Below are 402 nucleotides of genomic sequence, written 5' to 3' on the forward strand. Positions count from 1 at the left end.
TACAAGAATCTGCGCATCGAGCCGCTCGATCACGCCTTGGGCCGCTCCCGCGGCGGGCTCGGCACGAAGGTCCACCAGCTCGTTGACGGCCATGGCCGCCCGCTGGTCGTACTCGTCGGTCCCGGCCAGGCCGGTGACGCCCCGATGTTCATTCACCTGATGAACCATCTGCGGATCGACCGGACCGGTCGCGGACGGCCCCGGACCCGACCCGAGCGGGTCCGGGGCGACAAGGCCTACTCCTCACGCGCGATCCGCCGGCATCTGCGCGAACGCGGCATCGTCGCTGTCATCCCTGAGCCCTCTGATCAGCAAGGCCATCGGAAACGACGTGGCTCGCGCGGCGGTCGTCCACCGGCATTCGACCGCAACGACTACCGGGGCCGCAACGTCGTCGAGCGC

1 protein-coding gene is annotated in these 402 nt (G+C 69.4%); it reads left to right on the top strand.

Translation table 11 applies throughout. From position 1 onward, the window contains the following. Nucleotides 1–36: 36 nt before the first annotated feature. On the top strand, nucleotides 37–402 hold a 366-nt coding region (locus FVA95_RS29505), incomplete at its 3' end, for a transposase (protein WP_240051807.1).

This window comes from Pseudonocardia sp. EV170527-09, assembly GCF_008369905.1.
Classification (GTDB): Bacteria; Actinomycetota; Actinomycetes; order Mycobacteriales; family Pseudonocardiaceae; genus Pseudonocardia.